General features: G+C 37.4%; 16 protein-coding genes. 3 read left to right on the forward strand and 13 right to left on the reverse strand.

Going from position 1 to position 26,730, the window contains the following annotated elements; all coding sequences use genetic code 11:
* Positions 1–251: 251 nt before the first annotated feature.
* Genes E0W73_RS08070 through E0W73_RS08080 form a run of 3 tightly spaced genes read right to left on the reverse strand, consistent with a single transcriptional unit; the run spans position 252 to position 4,076 of the window.
* Entirely contained in the window at positions 252–2,453 is a 2,202-nt protein-coding gene (locus E0W73_RS08070; protein ID WP_135221575.1) for a xanthine dehydrogenase family protein molybdopterin-binding subunit, read from the reverse strand.
* Between the two features lie 7 nt (positions 2,454–2,460).
* Positions 2,461–3,441, reverse strand: a complete 981-nt coding sequence (locus E0W73_RS08075) for an FAD binding domain-containing protein (protein WP_135221576.1) — start codon at positions 3,439–3,441, stop codon at positions 2,461–2,463.
* Entirely contained in the window at positions 3,438–4,076 is a 639-nt protein-coding gene (locus E0W73_RS08080; RefSeq protein ID WP_135221577.1) for a 2Fe-2S iron-sulfur cluster-binding protein, read from the reverse strand. Before E0W73_RS08080 ends, E0W73_RS08075 begins: the two co-directional genes overlap by 4 nt.
* 427 nt (positions 4,077–4,503) lie before the next feature.
* On the opposite strand from E0W73_RS08080, the gene E0W73_RS08085 reads away from it, so the two are divergent.
* The gene (locus tag E0W73_RS08085) at positions 4,504–5,655 is read left to right on the forward strand and encodes a cysteine desulfurase family protein (RefSeq protein ID WP_135221578.1); all 1,152 of its coding nucleotides are present in this window, start codon (positions 4,504–4,506) and stop codon (positions 5,653–5,655) included.
* 162 nt (positions 5,656–5,817) lie between these two features.
* On the opposite strand, the gene E0W73_RS08090 is transcribed toward E0W73_RS08085, so the two are convergent.
* The 3 genes from E0W73_RS08090 to E0W73_RS08100 all read right to left on the reverse strand — a co-directional run bounded on the left by E0W73_RS08090 (position 5,818) and on the right by E0W73_RS08100 (position 8,610).
* Entirely contained in the window at positions 5,818–6,417 is a 600-nt protein-coding gene (locus E0W73_RS08090; RefSeq protein ID WP_135221579.1) for a nucleotidyltransferase family protein, read from the reverse strand.
* Positions 6,410–7,531: an XdhC family protein gene (locus E0W73_RS08095; RefSeq protein WP_135221580.1), complete on the reverse strand. Its 1,122-nt coding sequence runs from the start codon at positions 7,529–7,531 to the stop codon at positions 6,410–6,412. Before E0W73_RS08095 ends, E0W73_RS08090 begins: the two co-directional genes overlap by 8 nt.
* Positions 7,532–7,833: 302 nt before the next feature.
* The gene (locus E0W73_RS08100; protein WP_135221581.1) at positions 7,834–8,610 is read right to left on the reverse strand and encodes a response regulator transcription factor; all 777 of its coding nucleotides are present in this window, start codon (positions 8,608–8,610) and stop codon (positions 7,834–7,836) included.
* 118 nt (positions 8,611–8,728) lie between these two features.
* On the opposite strand from E0W73_RS08100, the gene E0W73_RS08105 reads away from it, so the two are divergent.
* A complete protein-coding gene (locus tag E0W73_RS08105) occupies positions 8,729–9,478 on the forward strand; it encodes a DUF1349 domain-containing protein (RefSeq protein ID WP_135221582.1) in 750 nt (249 codons plus the stop codon).
* Between the two features lie 153 nt (positions 9,479–9,631).
* Positions 9,632–9,964, forward strand: coding sequence for a YegP family protein (locus E0W73_RS08110; RefSeq protein WP_135221583.1), 333 nt, complete (start codon positions 9,632–9,634; stop codon positions 9,962–9,964).
* Between the two features lie 85 nt (positions 9,965–10,049).
* Here the strand turns inward: E0W73_RS08110 and E0W73_RS08115 are convergent, their stop codons facing one another.
* The 7 genes from E0W73_RS08115 to E0W73_RS08145 form a co-directional block, all read right to left on the reverse strand.
* The gene (locus E0W73_RS08115; protein ID WP_135221584.1) at positions 10,050–12,017 is read right to left on the reverse strand and encodes an OmpA family protein; all 1,968 of its coding nucleotides are present in this window, start codon (positions 12,015–12,017) and stop codon (positions 10,050–10,052) included.
* 22 nt (positions 12,018–12,039) lie between these two features.
* Complete coding sequence (locus E0W73_RS08120; protein WP_135221585.1) at positions 12,040–12,954, reverse strand: PorP/SprF family type IX secretion system membrane protein; 915 nt, start codon at positions 12,952–12,954, stop codon at positions 12,040–12,042.
* A gap of 9 nt (positions 12,955–12,963) precedes the next feature.
* Entirely contained in the window at positions 12,964–14,211 is a 1,248-nt protein-coding gene (locus tag E0W73_RS08125; RefSeq protein ID WP_135221586.1) for a gliding motility-associated C-terminal domain-containing protein, read from the reverse strand.
* Positions 14,212–14,490: 279 nt separating this feature from the next.
* Positions 14,491–18,375, reverse strand: coding sequence for a beta strand repeat-containing protein (locus tag E0W73_RS08130; protein WP_135221587.1), 3,885 nt, complete (start codon positions 18,373–18,375; stop codon positions 14,491–14,493).
* A gap of 273 nt (positions 18,376–18,648) precedes the next feature.
* The gene (locus E0W73_RS08135; protein WP_135221588.1) at positions 18,649–19,386 is read right to left on the reverse strand and encodes a hypothetical protein; all 738 of its coding nucleotides are present in this window, start codon (positions 19,384–19,386) and stop codon (positions 18,649–18,651) included.
* 154 nt (positions 19,387–19,540) lie between these two features.
* Positions 19,541–20,770 carry a collagen-like triple helix repeat-containing protein gene (locus E0W73_RS21390; RefSeq protein WP_162847678.1) on the reverse strand — a complete coding sequence of 410 codons (1,230 nt, stop codon included), beginning with the start codon at positions 20,768–20,770 and terminating at the stop codon, positions 19,541–19,543.
* Between the two features lie 499 nt (positions 20,771–21,269).
* Positions 21,270–26,717: a beta strand repeat-containing protein gene (locus tag E0W73_RS08145; protein ID WP_135221590.1), complete on the reverse strand. Its 5,448-nt coding sequence runs from the start codon at positions 26,715–26,717 to the stop codon at positions 21,270–21,272.
* Between the last annotated feature and the right edge of the window lie 13 nt (positions 26,718–26,730).

Raw genomic sequence — 26,730 nt, forward strand, 5'->3', positions numbered from 1 at the left:
TTTTAATCTCGTAAATCTGTGGTAAATAGTAAGCCACGAATTACACTAATTTCCACTAATTTTTCCTATAAATTCGTACCAATTGGTGTAATTCGTGGCTAAGAAAATCATTTAATCTCGTAAATCTGTGGCTAAATAAGAAGCCTAGAATTACACAAATTTCCACTAATTTTTTTTCTTATAATTCGTGTCAATTGGTGCAATTCGGGGCTAAAAAAATCTTTTTTAATCCGTAAATCTGTGGCTAAATATTAAGCGATAGTTTCTATAATCTTATCCAAAGTAATTGGTAAGTCTCTCACACGTTTTCCTGTGGCGTTAAAAACAGCATTTGCAATTGCAGGCGCCATTCCGACCAAAGCCGTTTCGCCAAGTCCTTTTGTTCCCATTGGGTTGCTGATTGGATCTTTTTTGTTTACAAAAAACACTTCCTGCTTTTCAATATCTGCATTTACAGGAACATGATAGTCGGCAAAATTATTATTGATTGGACGGCCAAAACGATGGTCAATTTCCAAAGCCTCCATCAATCCCATTCCGATACCGCCAACAGCTCCGCCAAACATTTGTCCCGCAGAAGTTTTTTGACTAATAACAGTTCCGATATCAGCGCAAGAAACCACGTGCGCCAATCTTATTTTACCCAAATTAGGGTTCACTAAAACTTTTACAAAATGAACCGAAAACGAATAGATTGAATATTTTTTTGCCTCCTCTGCTCCCTTCGAAAGAGTTTCAGCTTCAAAATTCTCTAATGAATTGCTGCTTAAAAGTGCTGCTAAAGCAACAGATTTTGACTTGTTCTTTTTAGAAAAAATTATTCCGTTTTCAAAAGTCAGATCAGTAATCGGAATCCCTTTAAGAGTCGAATTCTGACTTGCCAACCCAATAACTTTGCTTATTAGCAAATTGCAGGCATCGTGTACTGCAGAACCCACAGATGAAGTCGTAGCAGAACCTCCTTGGGTTGGTCCCTTTGGCAGACCGCTTTTCCCCATTTCGATAATGACGTTCTCTGTCGGAAGTCCAGTTATTTCAGCACCAATAGCCGTCATCATAGTTGCTGTACCAGGCCCCATATCGTTGACACTGCATTGCAAAACTAAATTTCCGTCTGCCAAAAATTTTGCTTTAACAGAAGTTGCATTTCTATAACTTCCAAAAGTACCCGTTCCCATTCCGTAACCTACTAACCAGTTGCCTTCTTTTAGAGAACCCGGTTCATTTTTTCGATTATTCCACCCGATACGCTCCATTCCTGCTTCGTAACATTCTAATAGATGTTTACTGCTCCACGGCTTGTTTTGTTCTTGGTCTTTTTCTGCATAATTAAGTTTTCTGAATTCAATCGGATCCAAATTTAGTTTATATGCCATTTCATCCATTGCGCTTTCTAAAGCAAAAGAACCCGTCGCCTCTCCCGGACCGCGCATCCAAATTGGCGTGCAGGTATCCAGTGGCACAATTCGATAACGTGTCGAAACATTAGCACAATCATAAATAAATCTAGACATGTTTACTGTTCCTTCCATAAAATCTTCGTAGCTCGAAGTCATAGCAACCGCTTCATGCGTTAGTCCTGTTAGTTTTCCATCTTTCGTGGCACCCAATCCCATTTTTTGAATAGTATAAGGCCTAAAACCAACATTAGTAAACATCTGTTCACGATGCAAAACCAATTTTACAGGACGATTTAACTTTTTAGCGCCAATCAAGGCTGCAATTTCATATGGCCAAGTATGCAATCCCATTCCGAAAGCACCACCAATATATTCTGCGTGTACCTCAACATCTTCTACAGGAACGCCAAAAACTCCAGCTACGCTTTTACGCGTGCCTTCAACACCTTGACTTTTTGTGTATAGAACAGGTTTGTTGCCATTCCATTTTGCAATAATATTGGCCAATTCCATTGGATTATGAACTTCCGTTGGAATAGTATACTCGGTTTCCAAAATAACTTCGGCATTCTTATAACCGTCCTGCACGCCACGATGATAGTCGTTTCCTTTTTCAGTATCGATTTTTCTTTCTTTATCAGCAGCTTTATGAAGTTCTGTCGAATGTTCTTCCTTAAAATAATCCGCTTTAATGAGACTTGCAGCATACCGCATACGTTCAAAAGTATCGGCAATCACTAAAGCAATCGGCTGGTCATAATACAAAATCGAATCATCTTTAAATATCTGAAGCGGCTGACCGAAATTTCGTTTGTCTTTTGCTTTTTGGTAACCAGATGGCTTATCTACATTCAAATGCGTAATGACAGCGAGAACGCCTGGTGCCCATTCTGCTTTTTTAGTATCAATGGTTTTAATTCTTCCTTTGGCAATTGTACTTCCCACTAGGCAGGCATACACCACACCTGGAGTTTTATATTCGGCTGAATAAGTTGCAGAACCTGTTACCTTAGCCAAGCCGTCAACTCTATTAATATTACTTGTCTTGCTCATAATTTAATTATTTTGATGCTGCTATTGTAAGTGCTTCTGTTACTGCATTTCTTCCAAGCGTTAGTTTAAAATCATTGTCGCCATATCCTCTAGCACCTTTCATAGACAAATCGCCTGCTTGTTTAAATAGCCCTTCTGAAATTGTTTTTCCTTTTAGGAATTTTTCGGTTTCGGTCAATCTCCAAGGTTTATGTGCCACGCCGCCCATTGCCAGTCTGACATCATTTATCGTGTTATTTTTAATATCCAAAGCAACTGCCACAGACACTAATGCAAAAGCATAACTTGTTCTGTCTCTAACCTTTAGATAATGAACATTTTTAGTAAAATTATTGTCAGGAATTTCAACTGAAGTGATTAATTCTCTGTTTTCTAAGTTATTGTCTTTTTCTGGCGTATTTCCAGGAAGTCGATGAAAATCTGTAAAATCGATTTCTCGCTTTCCTTTTGGACCTTCTACCCAAACTGTGGCATCGAGTGCAGCCAAAGCTACACACATATCACTTGGGTGAACAGCGATACAACTGTCTGAAGCTCCAAAAACAGCATTCATTCTGTTGGAACCGCCAATGGCACCACAACCACTTTTGGGCACACGTTTGTTGCACGGCATATCAGTATTGTAAAAATAAGAACATCTTGTACGCTGCAACATATTGCCACCAACAGTCGCCATATGACGAATCTGCTGAGAAGCTCCGGCCGCTAAAGCTAATGCAAGCAAAGGATGTTTTTCTTTTATAGAAGCATCTTCGGCAACTTGACTGTTTTTGGCCAATGCACCAATAGAAACTTTCCCTTTTAAGAATTCTATTTTCTTTAAATCCAGCCCGTTGATGTCGACTAGTTTGTCTGGTGCCACGATGTTCTTTTTCATCAAATCGACCAAATTGGTGCCTCCTGCAATAAACATAGAAGAATTATCTTTGGCTTTTCCGTTGACTGCCGTCGTAGATGACAAGGCTTTTATTATCTGAAAGTTTTTCATATTTCCTTCCCTCCTTCCTTCACTTCGATTATAGCATCTACAATATTATGATAAGCACCACATCTACAGATATTTCCGCTCATATATTCGCTGATTTCTTCTCTGCTGTTGGCGTGGCCTTCTTTTATACAGGCAATTCCGGACATAATCTGACCAGGAGTGCAATACCCGCACTGAAAGCCGTCGTGTTTGATAAAAGTTTCCTGCATTGGATGCAGTTTTTTGCCTTTCGAAAGTCCTTCGATTGTGGTAACCTGAGCATTTTGCTGCATAGTTGCCAAAGATAGGCAAGACAAAATTCGGGTTCCGTTTACATGAACGGTACAAGCTCCACATTGTCCATGATCGCAGCCTTTTTTGGTTCCCGTAAGCTGTAATTGTTCACGAAGTAAATCAAGCAGCGTGGTTCTCGGCTCGATACTTAAATTGTGTTTTGTGCCATTTACTTCAATAGAAAGCGGCACTGTTTCTAGATACTCTGCGATTTTTTCATCCCATTTCTTTTCTGATGCCATCACCAATGAAGGCGGTGCCAGAGCGAGAGCGGTAAAAAGTCCTGATTTCTTTATAAAGTCGCGACGAGAATTAACATCTTCTGGCGTTACTTTATTCTGATTTGTTTTTTTAGAAGCCATTCAGTCTATTTGTTAAATTAGCAAATTCACTTTTGTCATTCTAACAAATTTAATCATCTTATATCACAAAAAGTTATGAAATTCAAACATTACTCTTATTTAGAATAATTACATTTTTCTTTTCTTTCACCTCAAAGGTGCAATGGTTGCGTGAAGTACGCAGAGCTTTGTTATTTTCTCCCGCAGATTTAGCAGATAATGCAGATTTTAGATTTGGTGAAAAATCTGCTCAGATCTTTAACGACACAAATAAATCTGCTCAATCTGCAAAATCTGCGGGAAACAAAAAGCATATTAAGTAATGTAAGTTTTTTGCTAGTTTTCTCTTAATTGAACTTACTAGGATTATTTTTTAAAATTAAAACTTTGCGTTTCTTCGACTTTGCGAGATTTAAAAATTGTATTTTTACAATATTAAGTCCAATTTATGTCAGAGTTAAAAAACATTTATCTTGATAATAATGCCACAACCCGTGTTGATGAACGCGTTTTGAATGCCATGCTTCCTTATTTTACTGATTTCTATGCGAATTCAACAGGAGCACATCTGGCTGGATTGACAGTAAAAGAAGCTGTTGAAAATGCCGCTTGGCAAGTTGCAGATTTGATAAATGCTGATGCAAAAGAAATCGTCTTTACTTCTGGCGCTACTGAAGCCATCAACTTAGCAATAAAAGGTCTGACTGATCAGAATCGCAAACATATTGTCACCATTCAAACAGAACATAAGGCAGTTCTTGAAACTTGCCGCTTTATGGAAAGTAATGGTTATGAAGTCACTTATCTGCCCATTGGTGCTGACGGACTATTAGACATTCAACTTTTAGAAGAAATAATTACAGATAAAACTCTGGTTTTTATTGGAATGTTTTCTAACAATGAAACCGGTGTCATACAAAATAGTCGTGCCATTTCTAAAATTCTGAAAAACAAAAATGTGCTTTTTATGTGTGATGCGACTCAGGCTGTAGGCAAAATTCAGGTCGATGTCAAAGAACTCGGAATTGATTTTTTGACCCTTTCGGCACACAAATATTATGGCCCAAAAGGTATTGGTGCTTTATATGTTTCGGCAAAGTCCAAAATAAAATTGTCTCCACAAATTGTAGGAGGCGGACAACAACGGAAATTACGAAGCGGAACCCTAAATGTTCCCGGAATTATCGGTTTAGGTAAAGCATCAGAAATCGCTGTAAATGAATTAGAAAAAGACAAAAATAGAATTTATCTATTACGTGAAAAGCTCGAAAAAGGTCTTTTGAAGTTTGAAGGTTCTTTCATAAATGGAAACACAGCAAACCGAATTTACAATACTTCAAATATTTGTTTTCCGGGGGTAAATTCAGAACAACTGATTTTGGCTTTGGGAGATATTTCTGTTTCAAATGGCGCCTCGTGTTCGGCTGTGACTTCTGAGCCTTCACATGTTTTAAAAGCCATGGGATTGTCTGATGAATTGGCTTTGAGTTCAATTCGTTTCAGTCTGGGAAGATTTACTACTGCTGAGGAAATTGACACGGCTGTTGAGCGGGTTTTGGAATTAGCTGCTGAATTTGCCACAAAGACTCAAAGGCACTAATTTTTTTATGCTTTCTCTATCTCGCGATTACGATGTATTTGCCACAAAGACTCAAAGGCACTAATTTTTTATGGTTTTTTTATCTTGCGATTCCAATATTTATCAGGATTTCGAGACTTAAAAACCTTTGTGTCTCTGCTACTTTGTCACTTTACCCTTCTTTCAAGAAATCAACTTAAAGTAATCCTCTTCGGTATCAATATCAATATTCCCTCTTTCGAAAGGAACTGAAACTACATCATTTGCATATTTATTAAGGAGTTTTTTGGCTCCTTCATGTCCTTTTAATTCTTGAAGTTCTTGAAAATATTTTTTCTGAAACAATACTGGCGTACCTAGAGTTTCAGAATACGCCGATGCTGCGATTCCTTTATTGGTTTGACTTGCCTCAAGAATTAAACTTTCAAACACAGAACTTGTAACAAAAGGCTGGTCACAAACTGCCAAAATACATTGTTCACAGTCTGGATTTATAAGCAGTAATTCATAAATGCCTTTTATAATTGAAGACGACATTCCGCTTTCCCAATCAGAATTGAAAGAAAATGTTATTTCGGGTAAATCATGCTTCTTTTCAATAAAATAATGATTAAAACCTGTAACTACTATTACAAAGCAATTTTCGACCTTTAAAGCTTCTGAAATGGTGTTTTTCAGTAAAGTTGATTCTTTATATTCAAGCAATTGTTTTGGCCTTCCTAATCTGGAAGAATTTCCAGCCGCTAGAATTATAATACCCGTTTTATTTCGGAATTTAGTCATAGTGAATTTCGGTATGAATTTTTCCTGTCTTGAATTTTAAAGAAGTCCCCGTTCGTTCTGATTCGAAAGCTTTGATTTCAGAAATAATCGATAAAGCAATTTCTTCTGCAGTTTCAGCACCAATATCTAATCCTACAGGACTATGGATTTTTTTTAATTGTCCTTCGTTTACGGCAATCCCTTCCATCAAAAGATCATCTAACATTCTATCGAATTTTGATTTTGGCCCAAGAATTCCGATATAATGACAATTTGTTTGTACTAATGCTTTTAAGACTGCCAAATCGTATTTATAATTGTGAGTCATCAAAAGAAAATAAGTTTGATCATCAATTACGATATTTTCTAAAAACTCTTCTGGTTTTACCGTAAAAATGTTATCTGCTTTAGGAAAGCGTTTTTTTGTTGTATGCATCGCACGACCTTCTTGAATGGTAATTTTCCAGCCTAATACTGCAACTATTTTTACTAATGGCTGAATATCATTTCCCGCTCCGGCAATTACAAGCGAAATAGCAGGTTTTATGTATTCGATTAAAGCCTCGTCCTCGTTTTTTTCTTGAAGTTTTTTTACAATTGAAGTTTTTGTCTGTAGAACCTCTTTTATATCTTGAAGTAAACCAAAATCATCGTTGCGGAGATTTAAAATCTGGCTATCATTTCTATAAAATAAGCTTGTTCCTGTCTGTGAAGCATTTCTTTTTAATGAAAAAACAGTAACTACAACAGCTTCTTTTCTTTCTAATTCTAATTGCCGCAAAAGCTGAATCGGATTGTTAGCGGCTTCGTAGTCAATATATTCGAACAAAATATGAACAATTCCATTACAGCCCAACTGTAAACCAATTTCGGCATCGTCTTCGTTGCTGGTATTATAGGTGACCAATTTGTTTTGTTGCTGATTTATGGAAAGAAGCGCTTTTCGCAATGCATCGCCTTCAAGACAGCCACCACTAATCGCACCAGTTAGGATTCCATCTTCAGTAACCAGCATTCTCGCTCCAGGTTGACGGTAAGAAGAGCCTTCAACTTTGACTACGGTAGCTAAAGCTGTTTTTTTTCCTGATGTTCTCGCCTGTGTATAAGATTTTAAAATTTCACTGATTTCTTTCATAAAATAATGCTTCGCCAGCAAAGTGCCCTGACGATTTAATAGAAATATAAAAATACAATTTATTTAAGAAATGCGCTGTACAAATCGACAAATAGAAGAAACTATTCACCCACTGCTTTGCACAAATACTTACTTAACCTCTTGGGTGAAATTATTTTTTCCAATTCTATCAAATCAGCTTGGATATAAATCTGTTTGAATCTGCGTGAAAAATTTATAAGCAAAAGGATTTTAGCAGATTCAAAATTAGATTTTAATTCTTGAATGAAGCTATCGTATGCTATTTCACGCAACGAGTCTATTTAAGAAGCAATAATGCCCATAACAAAAGCAGTCTGAACCGCTTCTGCCGTATTGGTCACTTTCAATTTTTCGATAATATTTTGTCTGTGACGTCGTACGGTGTACACTGAAATATTCATTTCAGAAGCAATCTGTTCGCTTTTGTTGCCTTTTGCAACGCTTGATAAAACCTCAATTTCTCTTTTTGAAAGTATATTTCCTGCGTTGTTTTTATATTTTTCAGCCTCGATTACTTCTCCAGTTTTAATATTGAAAATCTTTCCGTCAATTCCGTTTCTAGGCTGCAAATCTGTTGCAGGCAAATACAAGCACAAAGCCAGAGAAATGCTACCGTTGTTAAAAGTTTTAAGATAAATAGTTCTGTGATTGATATAAGAGCATTTCTCGACCGAATCTTTCATTCTAAGTCGGCTCGATGTGCTGTAATTATTATACTCTTCTTGCGGAATTCCTTTTAAAAACTGATAAAAATTAAGTTCCAAAACATGTCTTTCGATTAAATCATTCTCATTAATTTTAGTGAAAATACATTCTTCAAAGGCAGAATCGATAACAGAATTTTCGTTAGGCAACCCAAAAACAGAACCGAAACTACCCGAATAAATATAACTGCAATCGGATCGGTAATCTGACAAAACCGCGACACATTGCTCAATCTTGACATAGTTGGAAACGAATTCCTTATACATTTCGATGTCATTTGATTCGTCAACCTCAAACTTTTGCTCTAAAAATGTAGTCATTAATTGGATTTCGATTGAAGGCATCTGAGACATTTGAAGTTTGGTTTTGCAATTTAAAGAATTGGTTAATTTTACGTATTGCTGTTTTTGCGCAGCAATTTTACTTTTGGAAAATTAAAAATATTACATTCTATCTCAAAAAAAACAATTTATGAAAACATTTTTTTGCAATGCCATCATTCTTCTAGGTCTTTCTGTACTATCAAGCTGTAATAATAAAAATGAAACCGCACAAACCATGAAGAAGGAAGAAATCTCAAAAGACTCCGCAATTGTTAATGGTCAGCCATGCGATATAAAGTTATCCAACATACATTTTACGAAAGCTGTAAATGTTGCTGATACTTTGATTAAAAAAGAAGCTGATGAGAAAATCATCTTTAAGGCTGGCGAAAAATCAGATTACTTTTCGGATCCAGACGGAAAACTATCAAATACTACAGCGCCGATGCTTTTATCTAAAGTTGACAACACCAAACCTTTTACGCTTACTGCAAAAGTAACTCCTGAATTTACTGAAAAAGGTCTCTATAACGCTGGTGTTCTATACATTTATGTGAATGACAGTTTTTACCAGAAATTCTGTTTTGAACAAGACGAAAGAGGCAATCACAGAATTGTAACCGTTCGCACCATGGGCACCTCTGACGACAACAACCACGATGTAGTCAAAATACCTTCTGTTTACATGAAAATCTCTTCTGATACTAAAACAGTAGCCAGTTACTATTCGACCGATAAAAAGAATTGGCAGATGGTTCGTTTGTACAAAAACAATTACCCAAAAGAAATCTGGATGGGAATCAGCACACAATGTCCAGTGGATAAAGGCACACAAAGTATTTTTGAGGAAATTAATCTGGAAGAAAAAAGCGTTTCTGATTTCCGCTTAGGAATCTAATTTGTATTCTAAAAGGCTGTTTTATATTTTTTAGGACGCTCTTTTTTAGCATTAAGATAATCATTTTTTTAAATAGATGTCTGATTTGTATTACCAAGTTTTGTATTTTTATCTATAGCAAAATAATAGTACCTAACTTAAACAACAAACTACATGGGAAAATTTGTAATTACTACCAGAGCAAACGGTGAGTTTCAATTCAATTTAAAAGCTGGTAATGGTCAGACGATTTTAACAAGCGAAGGCTACACTACAAAAGCAGCATGCAATAATGGTATCGAATCTGTAAAGAAAAATGCTCCAGACGATGATCGTTATGATAGATTAGAGTCTAAAAGTGGAAAACCGTACTTCAATTTAAAGGCTGGAAACGGCCAGATTATAGGTTCAAGCGAAATGTACGAAAGTGTGTCGGCAAGAGAAAACGGAATCGAATCTGTCAAGAAAAATGCTCCAGAAGCAACTATAGATGACCAAACGGTATAAAAACAATCTTATGTTTTATCAAAATGAGGTATTATTATAAAAGTAATACCTCATTTTATTTTAACAATCATGACGTTGCTAAATGTTATTTGTTATTCAAGCTTATAACAAACTCTGAACGCCTATTTAGCTGATGTTCTTGACTAGAGCACTTTATGCCATCTTTGCATTTGTTTATCAACTGTGTTTCGCCATAGCCTCTGCCCGTAATTCTGCTTGGTTTTATACCTTTATTTACAAGATACTCAATAGTTGCTTTTGCTCTTCTTTCAGATAATTTTAAATTAAATTCTTTACTTCCTCGGCTGTCTGTGTGAGACCTGACATCGACTGTCATTGATGGATAAAATTCTAAAACCTCAAAAACTTTATTTAGCTCGTTTTTAGAGCTTCTTTTTATCCTAGAATCAGTAAAATCGAAATAAATAGGCTCTAAATCTAACTTGTTTGTTAAATCAGACCCATCTGTAATTATTTTATCACCTTGTGTTTGGATTTTATTTGCATCTGAATCTGTTTCGAGGTATTTGTCAATTTCAATAATCTGGTCTTTTTGCGTATTGCTAATTCTAACATTCTCAAATCCTTGCTGATATCCGATTTTATTGTAAGTTAAGAAATAATCTCCAACAGGAACTTTTATGAGATATTCACCTGCATCGTCCGTATAATATTCATCCCTTTTTTCTCGATTTGCATCAACTAATGATATTCTAGTTTTGGGAAGCAATTGATTGTTCTTTTTGTCGTAAACTTTTCCAATCACAGTGATTTCATAAATTACTTTCAGGGGTTCCAATTCGGTAAAACTATAAATTTGATCATCATTGGTTCTGTTTGAGGTAAAAAAGCCTTTATGCGTCTTGGTATTGATGACATAACAAAAATCATCTGCTGGAGAATTAATCGGTTTGCCGACATTAAGAACTTTGTAATCCTTATCTAACGAATTTCCAATGGCCTCAAAAATGTCTAGTCCTCCTAATCCTGAATGTCCATCAGAAGCAAAATAAAGTTCCCCAGTAGCTGAGACTGACGGAAATGTTTCTCTACCGATAGTATTTATTGAAGCACCTAAATTTCTGGCTTCACCAAAAGTTCCGTCATCATTTATGGGAATTTCGTACAAATCTGTCTGACCAAAAGTGCCGGGTCTGTCAGATGCAAAAATTAAGCTTTTTTCGTCTGGCCGCAAAGCTGGATGTGCATTAGAAAATGAATCATCGTTAAATGGCAAATCTTCAATATTCGTCCATTTGCCATTAACCAAAGTTGCTCGATAGATTCTTAAACGATTGGTATTCGTATCATCTACACCAAATTTATTTTGAAGGAAATTGCTGCTGGTATAATACATCTGATTACCGTTTTTTGTAACAGCGGGAGTAGATTGATGAAAAACAGCTTTAATTTTTCCCTTGACCATTTTAGCATCAGTTAAATCTCCGTCATCCGTAATCACAGCTTGATATAGCTTAAAATAAGGTTTGTTGTTCCATCTGTCTTTTAATCGTTCCGAAACATTTATATCGCGTGCAGATGTAAAAAAAGCTTGGTTATCTTTATAAAAAGTTACTCCATAATCTGGCATATCTGAATTAACACTAACCAGTTTTATAGTAAATCGATTAGATTGCTTTTCTATCTCTTTTAAATACTCTGTTCCTGCATTTATGGCTTCCTGTCCTGCTTTATCATTTAGCATCTTTATGACTTTTGAAGCTTCCTCAAACTGACCGTTAGATTTCAGGCATTGTGCATAACGAAATAATTGCTCGTTCGTCAAAACATAATCGTCCTTTAAGTTATTTATTTGATTGTACGCCTTTAATGCATTTTTATAATCTGCATTAAAGTAATACGAATCTCCAAGCTTTGCATATATTCCTGACGAATTAAATTTTTTCTGAATTAATTTATCAAGCAAATCATTAGAGCTCACATACGCATAGGCCTTCTGCTCATAATTCCTTTCGGCCTTATTGACCAATCTATCTTGCGCAAGGGCACTTACACTAAACCAAAAAATCCAAAACAGAAAATGCTTATTCATAAATAACCTTTTTAATAATTATCTAAAAGAATCTTGGATTAATCATTCGCTTGCTTGACTTATTGAAAAAATCAAATCTTAAGAAGATTTCATGTGTTCCTGAGTTATAATTCCCCAAGTTCGTAGTCTCATAATCATAAGCATAACCAATCTGGATATTATCGGTAGCCTGAAAACCTGCCAAAGCACTTATACTGGCACTCCATCTATAAGCTGCTCCTAAAGTAAATTTGCTATTTATTAGCAAATTAGCCGACAAATCTACCGCTATAGGAGCGCCCTCTACTACTTTGACTAAAACAGCAGGCTTAAACTTCAGATTTGGATTAAGATCAAATACATATCCAGCTATGCCATAAAAATGTGCATTAGAAGAATATACTGTCGAGGCCACATCGTCGTAATAATTAGTTTTAAGCAATTTTGGCACAGATACTCCCAAATACCATTTGTAGGTGTGCAGATAGAATCCTGCTCCGATATTGGGCAAAAATTCAGATTGCTGTCCGTACAGAAATTGATCTGGATTTTCGACGTTCAATTCATTGTAATTAACTTCGTAATTGTTGAAACCAGCAGAAATACCAAAAGAAAACCGTAAATCATTATTGCCAATAATCGTGTAAGCATAATTTATCATTAAACCAATGTTATTTGTTGGTCCAATTTCTTCGCTTACTACATCTAATCCGATGCCATTAGCATGATAACCAAGCGGACTTTGTATTGAAAAGTTGATTGTTTTTGGAGCGCCATCTAGTCCCACCCATTGTGTCCTGTATAGTCCCATCGCACTTACTACTTCTCTCGAACCCGTATATCCAGGATTAAAAGTCATGGTATTGTACATGTATTGCGTATATTGCGACTCTTGTTGTGCCAGAGCATCAAAACTTGCCAATAAACATATTGTCATGATGTAAAAACATTTTTCCATAAGCCAATTTTATTGATTGTTGATGTATAAGTAACCTGATTTTTTAATTATATTATTGCCTTTTGTATAATTTAAAATATAGAAATAAGTTCCTGTTGGAAGTTTTTCGCCTCTGTTGATTGTTGCGCGCCCATCAGAATAGCCGTCAAACATTTTATCGCTTTCATTGTAAGATTTCGCATCGTAGACTTTTACTCCCCAGCGATTATAAATTTCGACCCTGTTGTCTGGAAATTGATTTATTCCTTTAATATGAAAAGTGTCATTTATACCGTCTCCATTTGGTGAGAGAGCGTTGTAGATTGTAACTCCATCTGTTGGAGGTTCTGGATTTTCTTTCTTGACTAGTGCAATTGTAAAAATGCCATAACCGCTTACCTGAGTGGTTACTAATTTTGTATAATCGGCTCCTGTAAGAAGATCTGTTGTGATGCCTTTTTCATTAATCCACTTAGAGGTTGCAGCATCCCATCGCACTATTGCAAGTTGCGTAACATCACTGTCCTGAAAGAAAATCTGCGGTGTAGTATTTTTATCAAGCGTAAGACTCAAAACTGCTTTGTCGCTTCCTTGTTGTTGGGTTAAATTCCAATATTCAGCTTCGTCTATGGTAAGAATGCTATCCTCTTTGCTGGCATAAGGGTGAATGTTGCCGATGGTTTCAAAGAAGTATTCGGTTGTATAAATATTGTTTGGAGCATTATTTAGCTCATTTATAGATGGTCTGTAAAAAACATCATCTCCGACAGGGAACTCAAATTTAGCAGTACCTTTTTTTTCTACCCTTCCATCAACAAAACTCAAATTACTGGTTTCTGAATGGAATGCATTTTCATTAAAAATCATTTTACCCGCATCATTAGAACCGTCTACAATTCCGTTCCTAAATGAAGCCTGTTTATTGACAACAATAGTTGTCTTTAAGAAAAAAGGAGCGTTATTGGAGGAGTTATTGAATTCTATGTTCTGAAATTCCGAAATTGAGGTCCCTTCTATTATTTGATTGGAATTACCTATAAAAAAAGTTTTTCCGTTTGATAAGTCAGTATACGTAAACAAACCATCATTTTTAAAATCGGCGTAGAGATATAAATTCCCATTGTGTAAAACATCTCCATTAGCTTTATTATCAAAAGCAAAAAGAGTCGAAAAATCGGTATTGGGTTCAATTGTTAATACTCCTGTATTAATAGTTTGTGTAAAAACTTTCCCAAAACAAAATAGTGAAAGAACACCAAATTTTATTTGCATCTTCATAGAATCAATTTTTTAAGTGGTATTTAAAATTATTCTTTATGAGAGATTTTCGTCTCTAATTTTTCTGAGCCAATAGGTCAGATCCGTCTCAAATGTTGCTGACAACGTTTTTTAAATTTGTTGTCCTTACCGTTTTATTCCTTTCTCGTTTTTCTAGTTACTCACATACCAAAAAGTTCCATCAAAAACGTTTGTTACGTGCTATTAGCTATTATAAGTTCTGTTTGTGCTACTCAAAAACAAATATTAGTTCTATTCAATTTTATCACATCAAATTTTTTAATTACCATACCAGGAAGAAATTCCGTCAGAAACTAATGTAATTTGATTCCCAACAGATATGCCTCCTGCGCCCAAAGGCACGGTAGTTAATCCCATCAAACTAGCTGTTGGCAAGGTTCCATCACAAACATCTGTTCCTGTGGTTTTAATGGTAACTCCACTACCAGCCACTAAGCTTGTTTTAATCACCAGCACACGTCCTTTGTTTAGATTTGCAGCTGGTAAAGTGATCGTATTTGTTGCGATTGTACCAGTGTTAACAATCAACAAATAATCATTGGCTTTTACCGTATAAGAACCCATAGGAACTATAGTAACTTTTACTACTTGTGATCCTTGTACATCCAAATCGGCATTAGGAGTAGGGTTATTAATACCTACTTTCGCCCTAGTAGGCGTGTTATTGTCATCAACAATAAACATTCCTCTATCGACTTGATTACTGCGATTGGTCAAAAAACGGTAGCCACCATTAAACATTCCTGTGAATTGGTTTGCTGCTGTTGCAGAAACAGTTGTGGAACTGCCATTGTAAACATCAGCTAGAATAGTTGAGCCAACAGTTGAAGTTGGTATTGTGGCATATGCTCCAATGATGGTTCCATTTGCTGAATTAATGGTGTTGTTTTGCCCAATTGCTGCAGAATATACTCCATTATTAATAACATTCATTTGACCAGAAATGAAAGCACCAGTACTATTGTTATCCAGTCTATTATTTTGTCCCATAGCTACACTATAACTGCTTCCATTTGTAATTGTGTTGGTATTTCCCATAGCTACAGAGTAGGAAGCATAATTAGTATTGTTAGCTCCTAGCGCTACAGAAGAATTAGCATCGGTTTTATTTCCTGATCCCATTACTACAGAGTTTTGGGCACTAGTTGGAGTATTGTAAGTATTATAAATAAAATTATTTGCGCCAAATGCAGCTGAATTTGAAGAATTGACTTCGTTTTTATAACCAGCGGCGAATGAAACGGTTGCGGTAGAGTTAATGGTATTATTCTGTCCAAAAGAGGCTGAATAATTAGCTAATGCTTTATTTCCAGGACCTGCTGCAAAAGAATAATTACCAGCCGCAGTAGAGCTTCCAAATGCTACTGCGCCATAATTAGTCGTATCACTTGCCCCGCTAACCCCCGCTATCGCACCATTCCCAAAAGCAAACGTATTAATATTATATGCATTGGTATTATTTCCACCTGCAAAAGAGTTTGTACCAGAAGCCACTGCACCATTACCAAAAGCAAATGAATTTGTATTTGTTGCCTGAGTGTTAGTTCCCCCTGCAAAAGAGGTAGCGCCAATAGTAGCACCAGTGTTTGGAGATCCCGTTCTTACCGAACCACGAACATCTAAATTTGTCAAAGGAACAGCAGCACTAAAATCACCAATACCTACTGTTGCATTCTGGTAAATATTTTGAGTGTTTGTTGTTGCCGGTGTTGTAGAGCTTGCAACCTGCCAGGGTTCTGAATATGGTGTTTGGGCTATTTTTTTCAAAAGACCAGTTGTTGGATCTGCAACTACAATATTATCTGTTCCAGAACCAGTTGTTAGATTACGAACAGTTGCTTGTCCGTTGACATCTAATGTTGTGGCAGGCGCATTGGTATTGATACCAATTCTGCCTGTCGTATTTCCTGCAACATCATTTACACCCGTACCAAACAAGGTGTTACCTATATTTAATTCGTTGCTGGCAGAAGTGCTAGATGGGTTAACATAAATAGGATTGGGTGCCGAGAAGCCGCAACCAATCAGGATATTGCTACTCCCGGCCATACCAGTAAGGATACCTGCAGCATTACCAACAGCCACATTGTAACTTCCTCCGTTGAGGTTTTGAAGCGCAAGGTTGCCCAACGCCGTATTATTGTTTCCTGTAGTGTTAAAATTCAAAGAGGAGGTACCTACTGCCGTGTTGTAACTACCAGTGGTATTAGTTCTAAGCGCAAGGTAACCTACAGCGGTATTTCGGCCTAAAGTATTGCCATTAGCAGCATAGAGCGCCAAGGAGCCAACCGCCGTGTTACCAGCGAAAATATTGCTTGTTGCCGCCCTTAAAGCCCCATAACCGAAAGCAGTATTATCACTGGCAGTGCCACCAAGCGCCAAAGCTTCGTTTCCAAAAGCTGTATTGTCAGAACCTTGTTGTGCCACTGACGTAGTTTGCCAATTAGAAAGTGTTCTATATCCAAAAGCAGTATTGTACTTACCAACAGTAGAAGTACCAGTACTGATCATTCCAGCTACCGTACCATTTACCTTAAACGATAAATACTGATCATTGGTAGTGCCTATGAAATTAGAAGCCCCGCTGGTATTTCCATTACCTGTTATTAGCCATCCTACGGAGCCAACTGCGTCTGCAACGGTTCTTTGATGTAAGACGCCGCTAGCGTCTGTTGTTACTAAATTATCATTTGTAGTAGGTGCAGTGACAGTCTGCAGGCCAGAAATAGCCAAAGTATTGGTGGCAGTAGTAGCAATTGTAGTAGGTTTTGTTAATCCTCCTCCTAATTGCACTTTCCCATTAGTGGCAGTTAAGCCATTGTCTGCTGAAACAAGTACAGGAACTGCTGGGGTTGTTTCTACACCATTTACTCTTGAAACTAAATTACCATCCGTAGCTGTAAGAGTATTGCTGTTGATGATATTAACACCAGTTCCAGTCACATCGTTTACTGTTGTTGTCAAAGTATTTACTGATGAAGTGTTCGACACCGTTGTAGCAGGAACTAAATCTGCAGGCAAAAGGGTTCTTAAGTTTCCGTCTGTATCAGCAGTTACGATTTTATCTGTTGCTACCAAACCAGTTGGCAAAGTACGTACCCTAGCCTGTCCATTTACGTCTAATTGTGCTTGCGGATCATTGGTATTAATACCTATTTTCCCTGTATTTGCCCCGGCTGCATTATTTATTCCAGTACCATATAAGGCATTTCCGATGTTTAGTTCGTTACTAGCGTTATCTGCAGAAACAGTGATGTCTCCGGTTGAGCTTCCTCCTATTACAGTATTGTTTGTACCAGACCTAATACTGAGACCAGATTTTAAACCAATTAGCGTATTGTAGTTCCCTACAACATTATATCCTGCAGATGCGCCAATGGCAGTATTGCCAGAGCCAGCAGCATTTCCGAATAGTGCCGACATCCCCATAGCCACATTATCACTTCCTGTGATGCTATTTGTCATACTATTCATTCCTACAGCAGTATTATTTCCACCTGTGGTGTTATTCTGAAGTGCCGTAACTCCCATAGCTGTATTGTTCGCACCTGTTGAAGTAAGTATCAATGCGCCTGCGCCAAATGCTGAGTTGTTTATTCCGCCACCTGCTACGTTAGGATTTTGCAATGAATAATGGCCGAAGGAAGTGTTTGCTCCACTAAAAACACTGGTTAAAGCACCTGATTGCTGATTATTTATCTTAAATATAAGAGGCTGATCATCTGTAGTACCCAAGAAGTTCGTTGCAGGATCGGTTCCAGCATTACCCAATAAATGCCAGTCGTTTGGCGATAATGTACTAATAGCTATTTTTCTAACTGAAAAGTCACTTGGATCCCATGTAAGCACATCGTCAGTCAATTCTCCGTCAAAAGGTTTATCCAATTTTAATGCAGGTGTAGTGGTGCTGTTATCATTATAGATATACAAGCGGGAATTGAACGACACATTTGTTGTATCAAGCCCTATGGCTACATTTCCGTTGGTGTTTTTATTAAATAGATTAGATTTAAACTCAAACCATTTGCTTGGATCTACATAAATAATTGTACCCTTATTATCAACCGCTCTTATGCCCTTGTTCTGAGCCAAAAGCATACAAGGGAATAAAAGAGACAACAATATTACTAAATACTTATTCATTTTTTTAATCATTTAATTGGAGTATTATTTTTTAGACCACCCCTATTTCTATTTACACTAACAACACTGAAAACACCCGATGATATTCTATCGAAAAAAAGCTAGACGCATTCAAAAAAAATCATTTATAAGGCAAACTGAACAGTTAACGTTATAATTGGAAATCAATTTAGTATTACTTTTTATAATCACTTTTACCTCTCTTGCCTTACAATAGGCAGAGAGATAAAAGTGATTGAATACTAATTTAATTATTGCTTTTTGAGTGCTTAATTATTTAATCCAATGAATTTCTATCTTATCCCCAGTCATAAAAGCATAGTCGTCAGGATCTGTTCCTCCACCTACATTCTTAACAGTTACACCAGTTGCTGCTGCCCAGGTATAATCTTGACCTGCCACTAATTTTGCACCATTACGATATACCCATACTTTTTCCACAGTTGTAGGAAGAGTAGGGTCGCTAAAAACGATATCTGAACCAGCAGTAGCTGTTTGTAGTGATTGTCCTCCATTTACCAAATCTTCAAATTTCATTTTCATAGTTTCACCTGTGGCTTCATCACGAACCAAAAGCGTTAGACCTGTTCCTCTATCTGATGTAGTATGTGTAGATAAGTCTTTAGCATCAGTAGAAGCAGTTTGGTTTGTAGCCAACTTAAGACCATCTAAAGCAAATGCTTTTCCTGCTACGTCAATATAGGTCTCATTAGTTAATGTACCTCCTAATTGCCATGTGGTCACAATATTGCCACCGGCATTAGAGTTCGTAATTTGAGTGATACCATTTTGTACTTGCAAATACTTAATGGTACCCTTGTTGTCAATTACCCTAACAGAGCCACCTAGTAATGGATCTGCTCCCGGTGCACCTACAGCCCCTTGTTTTGTCACGTTATTAGTTACTTCTTGCGCCTGTGCGCTTAAGCCGATCCCTAGAACTGCCATTAAGGCAAATATGCCTTTTTTAATTGTTTTCATGTTGCTTTTTTTAATTGTATTATTTTTCATGATTGAAATTTGTTAATATTTTATGGTTACTGTTGTTTATTCTGAGTATTTAAAAAACATTCTATTTTTTCTTTTTTTTTTATTTTTTTTGTTTCATTTCATATATTTTTAATTGGCTAAAAATTATTTTTTATTTTAATGCTAGTTTATTTTTTTATTTCCATTGGTAAATTTTTATTTCATCACCTTCCAAACATGCTCCATTGGTATCAGCATAAAGCTGTAGTGTTAATTGGGAAGTTCCTGTGGTTGCAGTAAAATTTATTTCGACTCCGTTTCTAAAAACCTGTATTTTATCCAAAGAGGTTATGGGCAGTGGAGTAGGAAAATCCTTTTGTCCACCGACAGCAGTCAACTCCTGTTTTATAACCCCTGTCAACTGGTTGATACTTATTTTTTTGATGACACCTGTATTGGGTTCAACCGTAAGTAATTCACCTGTTGCACTTCCCTGCTGCAGGCCTTTAAGAGCCAAAGTATTGGTGGCATCAGTAGTTATAGTAGTAGGTTGGGTTAGATTTCCTCCTAATTGTGCCTTGCCGTTAGCTGCGGTCAAACCATTGTCTGCAGCAATTAGCACAGGAACAGCTGTGGTTGCTACGCCGTTTACAGTAGATACTAAATTGCCATCGACAGCTGTTAAAGTGTTGCTGTTGATTATAGTTACATCTGGTCCAGTGACGCCATTTACAGTAGTGTTTAAAAGGTTGCCGGCAGAAGTGTTAGATACCGTTGCTGCAGGCATTGAAGTCGTGTTGATTTTGTAAGGGTCTGCCGTTGTTCCAGATCCGGTTACGGTTGTATTAGTGCCGTCAACAATTAAACCAATGCCTCCTTGTGGGCCAGCTGGTCCGTCGTTTCCTGGAATACCTTGCGGTCCTGTGTCTCCTTTATCTCCCTTGTCGCCTTTTGCACCAGCAATTCCTTGAGGACCCTGCGGTCCAGCTGGACCTACTGGCCCTACTTGTCCAACCAACTGCAAAACATTGGAAGTGCCGTTTTCATCTTTGTAGGTTAATCTATTGGTATTGGCATCGTAAGTCAGAGTAGTGAGTGTTTCATTAAATATAACAGGATCGCTTTTTCCTATTAATCTAACCCACTTATCGGTCTGCCAATAATAGAAACCCGGAGTCACATCATTTACTGTAGCGGTATTATAGACCAGTAAGCTATTTTCAATAACACCAGTAACCGGACTTTGATTTGTGGTTTGTATTAAAGATAGTCTTGGAATAAGCATACCCTTATTGGTAGCCGTTACATCCAATTGTGCTGAACTGGCAGGAGTCAGTGTTCCAACTCCTACTTGCGCATGGCCTACAAAACTTACAATAAAAATTATAAGAATAAATAGTGACTTCTTAGGTAGTTTTAAGTTCATGTAAATTTAATTTAATTCTTAAAATCTAATGTTTGTTTGTTTTTGCAATTAGGGTTTTAGAGAGTGCAAATTTCCGTTTAGGATAATTTTTTTTTTACCATTAAACGTTTTTAAAGTAACACAATAAGACATTTTATAACACAAACACCTAATTATCAATCACTTAAAATAAAAAAAACACCGCTTTTTTCTGAGAAATAATTAGGTAAACAAAATAATATTCTAAAAAATATTTAAATGAAGAAATGTGTTTTCTGCTATCAGAATTGCAAAAAACAGTAAAAGGCGTAGAAGAATGAAATTATTAAACCAGTAGATTCACCAATCATAAATTCACTGAAAAACAATGAATTACAAAATAAAGATAAAAAAACATAACATTTATCTTACATTAAATAAAAATAATTTGCGATACCTTGATTTAATTTGAAAATTTATCATAGGCACGTATTTCAAACAGTAAATATTTCCGAATATCTTGTCACGAGACACTATTTGGCTACTGGAACTTTGCAATAGTTTGCCATTTATCGCTTCCATCAGTAATAATCTGGTAAGCTGTTCTGATATCGACTAAAATAGACGTATCTGTTTCGTTAACCGTGGCAGTGGCACCAGCAAATGTGATCGTAACCGTGTTGGCTGAAGTGCTGTCGACACGTTTAATAATAAATACTCTTCCCAAAGTTACACCAGAAGGCAGTGTAACGGTAACATTATTCGAAGCTGCATCTATTAATATCACATTATCTGTTGCAGGATCTACAGTATAATCAGCTGTACTTCGCACTAAATTCATCGTGCTTGCAATACTGCTTACTGGAGCAACGATTCTTAAATTGCCACTTGCATCCGCAGTAACGATATTGTCTGTTGGCGCACCTGCTGGCAAAGTACGTATACGGGAGGCTCCGTTAATATCTAATGTGGCTGTTGGTGCATTTGTATTAATACCAATTCTTCCTACAGTTCCACCTGCGACGCCATTTATACCTGTACCGAATATGGTATTGCCTATATTTAACTCATTAGAAGCGACAGGATCAGACAGGTTTATCTCATCTCCTATCAAGATGTTTTTATTCCCTGAATAATCATTAAAAGCATCGAAAGCAACATTGTAACCTATGGCAATGTTATTGCTTCCTAATAAGTTTCTTCCAGCATAATAACCTAATGCAGTATTGCTGCTTCCACTTTGTAAAAACTGAAATGAATTATCACCAACCGCTGTATTACGGCCTCCAGTTGTTGCATTTACAAGAGCCCGCTGCCCAAATGCACTGTTACCTGATGAAGTAACTTTATTTAGTGCTTGATATCCAAAAGCACTGTTTTCTTCTCCAGTTACCAAACTTGTAAGAGCATCCCCTCCAAAAGCACTATTACTGCTTCCTGAGATTACATTATATAAAGCATTAATACCAAAGGCGCTGTTAAATCCTCCATTGATATTTGAAGTAAGAGCTTTATAACCAAAAGCACTATTACTACTTCCTGTATTGTTCTGAAGCGCTCCTGTACCAACTGCAGCATTGTATGAGCCGGTTGCATTACTCTTAAGCGCCTGGTCTCCTATAGCTGTATTATATACACCTGTAGATATTGCATTCAATGTTTCAAAACCAAATGCTGTATTTACTTTAGATAAGATACCTCCATTGATACTATTTACCCTGAACTGTATCGACTGATCATCTATAGTGCCTAGAAAATTAATTGCTGGATTTGTGCCCGCATTACCCGTAAGACTCCATGCAGTAGCACCACTTCCTGCAAGAACTACCACATCACCCGTTGCATTTACACCAAGTGTAGCACCTGTTGATGTAGTACTGGCAGAATTCAAATTTGTAAAACGCAATCCAGAGGTATTTGCAACCGCTGATTTGATTTCTAAAGTATTGCTTGGATTATTTGTATTAATACCAATTACCCCAGTTGTTCCATTTAATGCACCATTTACATTCCTACCGTATAAAGTGTTGCCAATGTTCATTTCATTGCTTACTCCCGTTCCAGAAGGATTCATATTACTAATAGCGGAGCCACCAATCATGATATTGTTACTACCATTAAGAGTATTTCCTGCGTTAGGACCTATTGCGGTATTATAGCTTCCAGCAGCACTGACTGTAAGAGCATTAGCACCGACTGCAACATTATAGCTCCCGCTAATATTAGTAGTAGAATTGTTCATGGCACTAACACCTAAAGCCGTATTGTTACTACCATTATTATTAATCACATTGCTTCCTGAACCTATCATAGAAAGATAACCTACAGCTGTATTTCTTGAAGCTGTGCCCCCACTAGTACCGGTATAATTTCCTAAAGCCCATGAGCCAACGGCTGTATTTGCAACACCAATTACTGATCTACTCAAAGCGTTTACCCCAACAGCGGTATTGTTTCCGTTACCAGGAATGTTTAAAGAACTTAATGCACCCGAACCAATTGCTGTGTTATCTACAGCGCTTGTAGATTGTGAAGATGTAGTGACAATGGACTGTAGTGCTTGATAGCCTAAAGCAGTATTATTAAATGCCGAAGGTGGAGAAATGATACCAGACTTTACATTATTAACTCTGAAAATCAAAGACCTGTCATCTATAGTGCCTAAAAAGTTACTTGCTGGGCTTGTTCCTGTATTTCCGGTAGTTAGCCATCCAATAGTACCAACTGCATCTGAAACTGTTCTCTGGTGTAAAGTACCAGTTCCGTCTACTGTTACAAGATTATCTGTTGTTGGAGCAACTACAGTTTGCAGACCTGAAATAGCCAAAGTATTGGTGGTACCCGTAGCGATAGTAGTTGGTTTAACTAAGCTTCCGCCTAATTGTACATTACCATTAGTCGCTGTTAAACCATTATCTGCGGTAATTAATACAGGAACTGCAGGTATTGTTGCCACACCGTTTATAGTTGATACTAAATTTCCATTTAAGGCTGTTAAAGCATTACTGTTGATAATATTTACTCCTGCTCCCGTCACCCCATTCACAGTGGTACTTAATGTATTTGCTGTTGAAGTATTTGAAACTGTGGTTGCAGGAATTAGCGAGCTTGGAGTTACAGTTCTTAAAATCCCTGTATTATCTGCTACAACAACTAAATCGGTTCCGGAAACACTTGGCTGTAATCCCTCGAAACGAACTGGATCTAACGTTACCATAGGTTTTACATGCAGCGTATTGTCTGGCGAATCCGTACCTATTCCTACTTTTACAGCATCAGCTCCTATAGCTCCAAGTACTAAACTATTGCTGGTTGCAACTTGTGCATTATATCCTATAGCGGTAGCATTATTTATAAAAGCACCACCAGTCGGATTTGAATTGGTTCCGATAAATGTATTTTGAGAGCCCTGCGTATTAAGTGATCCTGCGCTTGAACCCAACGAAGCATTATTGTTTCCTGTCCGACTTGCTGTTAACGCATTGTAACCCACTGCGGTATTATTATTTCCTGTTGAATTTTCAAAAAGTGAAGAAGTACCAATTGCAACATTATTAAGTCCTGGCGAATAATCATTAAATGAATTCACTCCAAAAGAGGTATTTGTTGCTTGAATTTTACCAGCCTGAATAGAATTTCTTCTAAAAATTAAATCAACATCATCAGTTGTGCCTAAAAAATTAGTTAAGGGGTCTGTACCTGTATTACCCAGTAAACTCCAGTTATTTGCATTTAAAGACGCTAAAGTTTTAGTTTTTAAAACTCCTGTATTATCAGCTACAACAACTACATCAGTTCCTGAAATACTGGGCTGTAAGCCGGCAAACGCTAATGTATTAACAGCGTCAGTAGTTATTGTTGTCGGTTTTACGAGACTTCCCTCTAATTGTACATTACCATTAGTCGCTGTTAAACCGTTATTTGCAGAAATCAGAACAGGAACTGCTGGAGTTGTTGCTACACCATTTACTGTTGATACCAAATTTCCATTTGTAGCATTTAAATTATTACTAGTAATAATATTGACAGCTGTTCCTGTTACTCCATTCACGGTGGTTGTTAAAGAATTAGTCGAAATTGCATTCGAAACACTGCTCACTGCATCCGAAGTCGAGGAAATTCCGTTAACGTTTGATGTCAGCGTATTTCCTGAAAGGCTCAAATTATTGGTTGTTCCAGCAGAGATAATCGGAGCCAAATCCAAAGCCGTGCTTGAAACTCCGTTTACCGTTGTCGTTAAACTTGTTCCCGACAATGCCGTTTCATTGGTGTTGATAATTGGTGCGCCTGAACTTGTAATTCCGTTTACCGTAACAGTTGATGTATTTATGTTTGAGGCGTTTGAAACCCCGCTCACGGCATCCGAAGTCGAGGAAATTCCGTTAACGTTTGATGTCAGCGTGTTTCCTGAAAGGCTTAAATTATTGGTGGTTCCAGCTGAGATAATCGGAGCCAAATCTAGAGCCGTGCTTGAAACCCCGTTGACTGTTGTCGTTAAACTTGTTCCCGACAATGCCGTTTCATTTGTATTGATAATCGGTGCGCCCGAACTTGTTATTCCGTTTACTGTAACCGTCGAAGTATTGATGTTTGATGCATTCGAAACACTGCTCACGGCATCCGAAGTCGAGGAAATTCCGTTAACGTTTGATGTCAGCGTATTTCCTGAAAGGCTTAAATTATTGGTTGTTCCTGCTGAAATAATCGGAGCCAAATCTAGAGCCGTGCTTGAAACCCCGTTGACTGTTGTCGTTAAACTCGTTCCCGACAATGCCGTTTCATTGCTGTTGATAATTGGTGCACCCGAACTTGTTATTCCGTTTACTGTAATGGTTGAAGTATTGATGTTTGATGCATTCGAAACCCCGCTCACGGCATCCGAAGTCGAGGAAATTCCGTTAACGTTTGATGTCAGCGTGTTTCCTGAAAGGCTTAAATTATTGGTAGTTCCAGCTGAGATAATCGGAGCCAAGTCCAAAGCCGTGCTTGAAACCCCGTTGACTGTTGTTGTTAAATTCGTTCCCGACAATGCCGTTTCATTGCTGTTGATAATCGGTGCGCCTGAACTGGTAATTCCGTTTACCGTAATGGTCGATGTATTGATGTTGGATGCATTTGAAACCCCGCTCACGGCATCCGAAGTCGAGGAAATTCCGTTAACGTTTGATGTCAGCGTGTTTCCTGAAAGGCTTAAATTATTGGTAGTTCCAGCTGAGATAATCGGAGACAAGTCCAAAGCCGTGCTTGAAACCCCGTTGACTGTTGTCGTTAAACTCGTTCCCGACAATGCCGTTTCATTGCTGTTGATAATCGGTGCACCCGAACTTGTGATTCCGTTTACTGTAATGGTCGATGTATTGATGTTTGATGCATTCGAAACCCCGCTCACGGCATCCGAAGTCGAGGAAATTCCGTTAACGTTTGAGGTCAGCGTATTTCCTGAAAGACTTAAATTATTGGTTGTTCCTGCTGAAATAATCGGAGCCAAATCCAAAGCTGTACTTGAAACTCCGTTGACTGTTGTTGTTAAAGTCGTTCCTGATAATGCCGTTTCATTGCTATTGATAATCGGTGCTCCCGAACTTGTGATTCCGTTTACCGTAATGGTCGATGTATTGATGTTGGATGCATTTGAAACCCCGCTCACGGCATCCGAAGTCGAGGAAATTCCGTTAACGTTTGAAGTCAGCGTATTTCCTGAAAGGCTTAAATTATTGGTTGTTCCAGCTGAAATAATCGGAGCCAAATCTAGAGCCGTACTTGAAACTCCGTTTATCGTTGTCGTTAAACTTGTTCCCGACAATGCCGTTTCATTGCTGTTGATAATCGGCGCGCCTGAACTTGTGATTCCGTTTACCGTAATGGTCGATGTATTGATGTTGGATGCATTTGAAACCGTCGTAGTACTTACTGGAATAGCAGAAACCTCTAACATTGCTCCTCCATCGCTTCCAACCTTTAATAAATTTCCTCCATTTGAACTGACCACTTGAGCAGTAGTT

Origin of the sequence: Flavobacterium foetidum (assembly GCF_004634245.1) — a bacterium.
GTDB lineage: Bacteria > Bacteroidota > Bacteroidia > Flavobacteriales > Flavobacteriaceae > Flavobacterium > Flavobacterium foetidum.

Bases quoted from the DNA above. Each gene is read 5' to 3' on its own strand.
- E0W73_RS08070 (WP_135221575.1), bottom strand. From the start codon at position 2,453: ATGAGCAAGACAAGTAATATTAATAGAGTTGACGGCTTGGCTAAGGTA.
- E0W73_RS08075 (WP_135221576.1), bottom strand. From the start codon at position 3,441: ATGAAAAACTTTCAGATAATAAAAGCCTTGTCATCTACGACGGCAGTC.
- E0W73_RS08080 (WP_135221577.1), bottom strand. From the start codon at position 4,076: ATGGCTTCTAAAAAAACAAATCAGAATAAAGTAACGCCAGAAGATGTT.
- E0W73_RS08085 (WP_135221578.1), top strand. From the start codon at position 4,504: ATGTCAGAGTTAAAAAACATTTATCTTGATAATAATGCCACAACCCGT.
- E0W73_RS08090 (WP_135221579.1), bottom strand. From the start codon at position 6,417: ATGACTAAATTCCGAAATAAAACGGGTATTATAATTCTAGCGGCTGGA.
- E0W73_RS08095 (WP_135221580.1), bottom strand. From the start codon at position 7,531: ATGAAAGAAATCAGTGAAATTTTAAAATCTTATACACAGGCGAGAACA.
- E0W73_RS08100 (WP_135221581.1), bottom strand. From the start codon at position 8,610: ATGTCTCAGATGCCTTCAATCGAAATCCAATTAATGACTACATTTTTA.
- E0W73_RS08105 (WP_135221582.1), top strand. From the start codon at position 8,729: ATGAAAACATTTTTTTGCAATGCCATCATTCTTCTAGGTCTTTCTGTA.
- E0W73_RS08110 (WP_135221583.1), top strand. From the start codon at position 9,632: ATGGGAAAATTTGTAATTACTACCAGAGCAAACGGTGAGTTTCAATTC.
- E0W73_RS08115 (WP_135221584.1), bottom strand. From the start codon at position 12,017: ATGAATAAGCATTTTCTGTTTTGGATTTTTTGGTTTAGTGTAAGTGCC.
- E0W73_RS08120 (WP_135221585.1), bottom strand. From the start codon at position 12,954: ATGGAAAAATGTTTTTACATCATGACAATATGTTTATTGGCAAGTTTT.
- E0W73_RS08125 (WP_135221586.1), bottom strand. From the start codon at position 14,211: ATGAAGATGCAAATAAAATTTGGTGTTCTTTCACTATTTTGTTTTGGG.
- E0W73_RS08130 (WP_135221587.1), bottom strand. From the start codon at position 18,375: ATGAATAAGTATTTAGTAATATTGTTGTCTCTTTTATTCCCTTGTATG.
- E0W73_RS08135 (WP_135221588.1), bottom strand. From the start codon at position 19,386: ATGAAAAATAATACAATTAAAAAAAGCAACATGAAAACAATTAAAAAA.
- E0W73_RS21390 (WP_162847678.1), bottom strand. From the start codon at position 20,770: ATGAACTTAAAACTACCTAAGAAGTCACTATTTATTCTTATAATTTTT.